This is a genomic window from Micromonospora sp. 4G55 (genome assembly GCF_016803375.1).
The window spans coordinates 1-3,922 of the sequence record NZ_JAEVHN010000571.1 but is presented as its reverse complement, the minus strand read 5'-3'; the positions used below and the strand labels follow the sequence as shown (position 1 = coordinate 3,922).

Genomic DNA, 3,922 nt, shown 5'->3' with positions numbered 1-3,922 from the left:
CGACCTGGTCCAGGGCGATCCGCTCCTGGGTCATGGTGTCCCGGTTCCGCACGGTCACCGCGTCGTCGTCGAGGGTGTCGAAGTCGACGGTCACGCAGAACGGGGTGCCGATCTCGTCCTGGCGGCGGTAGCGGCGGCCGATGGCCTGCGAGTCGTCGAACTCCACCACCCAGCGCTTGCGCAGCTGCGCGGCGAGGCCCTTGGCCTTCGGGGAGAGCGCCTCGTTGCGGGACAGCGGCAGCACCGCCACCTTGACCGGCGCCAGCCGCGGGTCGAAGCGCATCACCGTGCGCTTGTCCACGCCGCCCTTGGTGTTCGGGGCCTCGTCCTCGTCGTACGCCTCGAGCAGGAACGCCAGCACCGCGCGGGTGAGACCGGCGGCCGGCTCGATGACGTACGGCATCCACCGCTCCTGCTTCGTCTGGTCGAAGTAGGAGAGGTCGACGCCGGAGTGCTTGCTGTGCGTGGAGAGGTCGAAGTCGGTCCGGTTGGCGATGCCCTCCAGCTCGGCGAACTCGGTGCCGCCGAACTGGAACCGGTACTCGATGTCGACGGTGCGCTTCGAGTAGTGGGAGAGCTTCTCCTTGGGGTGCTCGTAGAAGCGCAGGTTCTCCGCCGACAGGCCCAGGTCGAGGTACCAGTTCCAGCGCTCCTGGAGCCAGTACTCGTGCCACTGCTCGTCGGTGCCCGGCTCGACGAAGAACTCCATCTCCATCTGCTCGAACTCACGGGTACGGAAGATGAAGTTGCCCGGGGTGATCTCGTTGCGGAACGACTTGCCGGTCTGCGCGATGCCGAACGGCGGCTTCTTGCGGGCGACCGTCTCCACGTTCTTGTAGTTGACGAAGATGCCCTGGGCGGTCTCCGGGCGCAGGTAGTGCAGGCCCTCGTCGCTCTCCACCGGGCCGAGGTAGGTCTTCATCAGGCCGTTGAACATCTTCGGCTCGGTGAAGGTGCCCTTGTTGCCGCAGTTCGGGCAGTTCAGCTCGGACAGCGAGGTCAGCGGCTTGCCGTGCTTCTCGGCGTACGCCTCCTCCAGGTGGTCCGCGCGGAACCGCTTGTGGCAGGACTGGCACTCGGTGAGCGGGTCGACGAACTCGGCGATGTGGCCGGAGGCCTCCCACACCTTGCGGGCCAGGATGACCGCGGAGTCCAGGCCGACGACGTCGTCGCGCTGCTGGACCATGGTCTTCCACCACTGCCGGCGGACGTTCTCCTTGAGCTCCACGCCGAGCGGACCGTAGTCCCACGCCGACCGGGTGCCCCCGTAGATCTCGCTGGAGGGGAAGACGAAGCCTCGGCGCTTGGCGAGGCTGACGACGGCGTCGATACGGTCGGCTGGCATGTTTCCTCCTACGCCGGCTGGCGGTCGGCGGGGACGTGATGTGGACGGAACGAACAGTTCGGGACAACGGTACGACCAGCGGCGTCCCGAGCCCAGCAGAATACTCCGGACGGCTCAGTTGACCCCGCAGACCTCCATGCCGCCGGTCTGCTGGTCCGGCGCGAGGGTGACCTGCTGGGTGTCCTGGAAGCCGCCGCTGTAGGTGACGTCCACCGGCACGGTGAGCGCGTTCGGGTCGACCTCGCCCACCCGGTAGGCGGCGACCGCCGGCTCGTCGGCCGCCCGCTGGGCGAACTCCGCCCGGGACTCGCGCCGCTGCTCCTCCTCGCAGAGCTTGTCGTAGGCCGCGCCGTACTCCTTGCGCACCAGCGCGCGGTAGTAGGCGTCGGTGACCGCCTGCCCCTGCTCCTCGATCGCCTGGGCGTTGCTGACGATCAGCCCGACCAGGGCCGCGCCGCCACCGCCGCAGCAGATCAGCAGGGCGAGCGTGCCGACGCCGAGGCCCAGCCAGAGCCGCTTGCGACCGCCCTCGGTGGGCGGCGCGGCGAACGGCGGGGCCACTCCCGGGCCGGGCGGCGGGGCCGGCACCCCCTCCTCGGCCGGCGGGGCGTCATCCCGGCCGGGCGTCGCGGGGTACGGCGGTGGGGCTGCCGGGCCGGGTGCGGTCATGAGTGCAGGGTAGTGCCCGCCGGCTCAGCGGTGCGGACTCGCGGCCCGATCACTGGTGGCCACCACGACCCCGCCGTCCGGGGCGGCGCTGGCCAGCGTCTCGTACGCGGACGGCTCGTCGAGCGACTCGGCGAGCAGCGGCACCGCGGCGATCTTGACGTCGAACCCACCCAGCGCCCGCCGGTACGCCCCGACCGATTCCCACTCGGTGACCAGGCACCAGTGGGCCGGGTCGTCCAGCGCGCGCAGCAGTTCGCCGCGCAGGTAGCCGGGGCGGGCGGCGAGCGCGGCGAGGGCGGCGTGCGCCCGGGCGACGAAGTCGTCGGACTCGACCTCGACCACGAACCGGTTGGTGACCAGCACCGGCGTCCTCCTCGTAGAGTCTGTGGGATGCAGCGTACGCAGAGCCCCCTGCTGGTCCGGCTCTCCCGGGCCAACCCGACGTCGGTGTTCCTCGCCACCCTGGTGGTGGTGCTGGTGGCGTTCTTCGCACCCGGGCCGGTGGGCGGCGTGCTGCTGCTCGCGCTCGCCGCCGGGCTGAGCTGGCTGCTGGCGACCACCTGGCCGGTGCAGGCGCCGCAGACCCGGATGATCCGGCTGGTGATGCTGACCCTGCTGGTCGCGGTCGCGCTGGCCAAGCTGCTCTGACATGCACTCATGCGTTTTTGACAATCATTTCCGTTGTCACGGACAGTTGATGTCATGAACATCCGCTCCGCTCCCCGCGCCCTGGCCGCCGCCACCGCCCTGCTCGCCCTGGGCGGCGTCGCCGCCTGCTCGTCCGACGGGGCGGGCGCCGATCCGCAGCGGGTCGACGTGGTGGCCGCCTTCTACCCGTTGCAGTTCCTCGCCGAACGGATCGGCGGCGACGCGGTCGCCGTCAGCAACCTGGCCAAGCCGGGGGCCGAGCCGCACGACCTGGAGCTCAACCCGCGCCAGGTCGGGCAGGTCAGCGAGGCGGAGCTGGTCGTCTACCTCAAGGGCTTCCAGCCGAACGTGGACGAGGCGGTGGACCAGAACGCCGCCGACCGCGCCTTCGACGTGGCGACCGTGCAGCCCCTGCTGACGGCCGCGGCCGGCGGCCACGAGCACGAGGGTGAGGCCGGTCACGCCGAGGAGTCCGGTGGCGGCCTCGACCCGCACCTCTGGCTGGACCCGACCCGGCTGGCCACCGTCGGCGACCAGCTCGCCGAGCGGCTCGGCCGGGCCGACCCGGAGCGGGCCGCCGACTACACCGCCCGGGCCAGGACGCTCCGCGGCGAGCTGGAGAAGCTCGACGCCGAGTTCGCCGCCGGGCTGAAGACCTGCCAGCGCCGGGAGATCGTGGTCAGCCACACCGCCTTCGGCTACCTGACCGAGCGCTACCAGCTCGAGCAGGTCGGCATCACCGGCCTCACCCCGGACACCGAGCCCTCCCCGCAGCGCCTGGCCGAGGTCGCCGCCGAGGCCCGCGAGCACCGGGCCACCACGATCTTCTTCGAGACCCTGGTCAGCCCGAAGGTCGCCGAGACCATCGCGGCGGAGGTCGGCGCGAAGACCGCGGTGCTGGACCCGATCGAAGGGCTGTCGACCGACTCCGGCGGGGACTACCTTTCGGTGATGCGCACCAACCTGCAGACCCTGCGGACGGCGTTGAGCTGCTCGTGACCGCACCCGTCATCACCGTCACGCACGGGGCGGTCGGCTACGACGGCCGACCCGTGCTGCGGGACGTCTCGCTCACCGTCACCGCCGGCGAGGTGGTCGCCGTCCTGGGGGCCAACGGCTCCGGCAAGTCCACCCTGATCCGCGCCGTGCTCGGGCTGGTCCCGCTGGCCGGCGGCTCCGTCGCGCTCTTCGGCACCCCGCTGCGCCGGTTCCGGCAGTGGCGGCGCATCGGGTACGTCCCGCAGCGGCTCGGCGCCGGCG

At 71.5% G+C, this 3,922-nt stretch carries 6 protein-coding genes; 3 read left to right on the top strand and 3 right to left on the bottom strand.

The features are described 5' to 3' along the window. From JNW89_RS30070 to JNW89_RS30060, 3 genes are all read right to left on the bottom strand, one after another. A partial coding sequence (locus tag JNW89_RS30070; protein WP_238451648.1) for a glycine--tRNA ligase occupies window positions 1-1,345 on the bottom strand: 1,345 nt, incomplete at its 3' end. Between the two features lie 114 nt (window positions 1,346-1,459). Continuing rightward, window positions 1,460-1,933 (bottom strand): hypothetical protein, encoded by a 474-nt coding sequence (locus JNW89_RS30065; RefSeq protein ID WP_238451649.1) that lies wholly within the window; start codon window positions 1,931-1,933, stop codon window positions 1,460-1,462. 105 nt (window positions 1,934-2,038) lie between these two features. Continuing rightward, a complete protein-coding gene (locus JNW89_RS30060; protein WP_238451647.1) occupies window positions 2,039-2,377 on the bottom strand; it encodes an antibiotic biosynthesis monooxygenase in 339 nt (112 codons plus the stop codon). A gap of 27 nt (window positions 2,378-2,404) precedes the next feature. On the opposite strand from JNW89_RS30060, the gene JNW89_RS30055 reads away from it, so the two are divergent. The 3 genes from JNW89_RS30055 to JNW89_RS30045 all read left to right on the top strand — a co-directional run. After that, window positions 2,405-2,662 carry a DUF6703 family protein gene (locus JNW89_RS30055; RefSeq protein ID WP_210778440.1) on the top strand — a complete coding sequence of 86 codons (258 nt, stop codon included), beginning with the start codon at window positions 2,405-2,407 and terminating at the stop codon, window positions 2,660-2,662. 54 nt (window positions 2,663-2,716) lie between these two features. After that, window positions 2,717-3,661 (top strand): metal ABC transporter substrate-binding protein, encoded by a 945-nt coding sequence (locus tag JNW89_RS30050; protein ID WP_238451646.1) that lies wholly within the window; start codon window positions 2,717-2,719, stop codon window positions 3,659-3,661. Further along, window positions 3,658-3,922 (top strand): ATP-binding cassette domain-containing protein (locus JNW89_RS30045; RefSeq protein ID WP_238451645.1); only part of this gene is annotated, 265 nt, incomplete at its 3' end. The genes JNW89_RS30050 and JNW89_RS30045, both read left to right, overlap by 4 nt.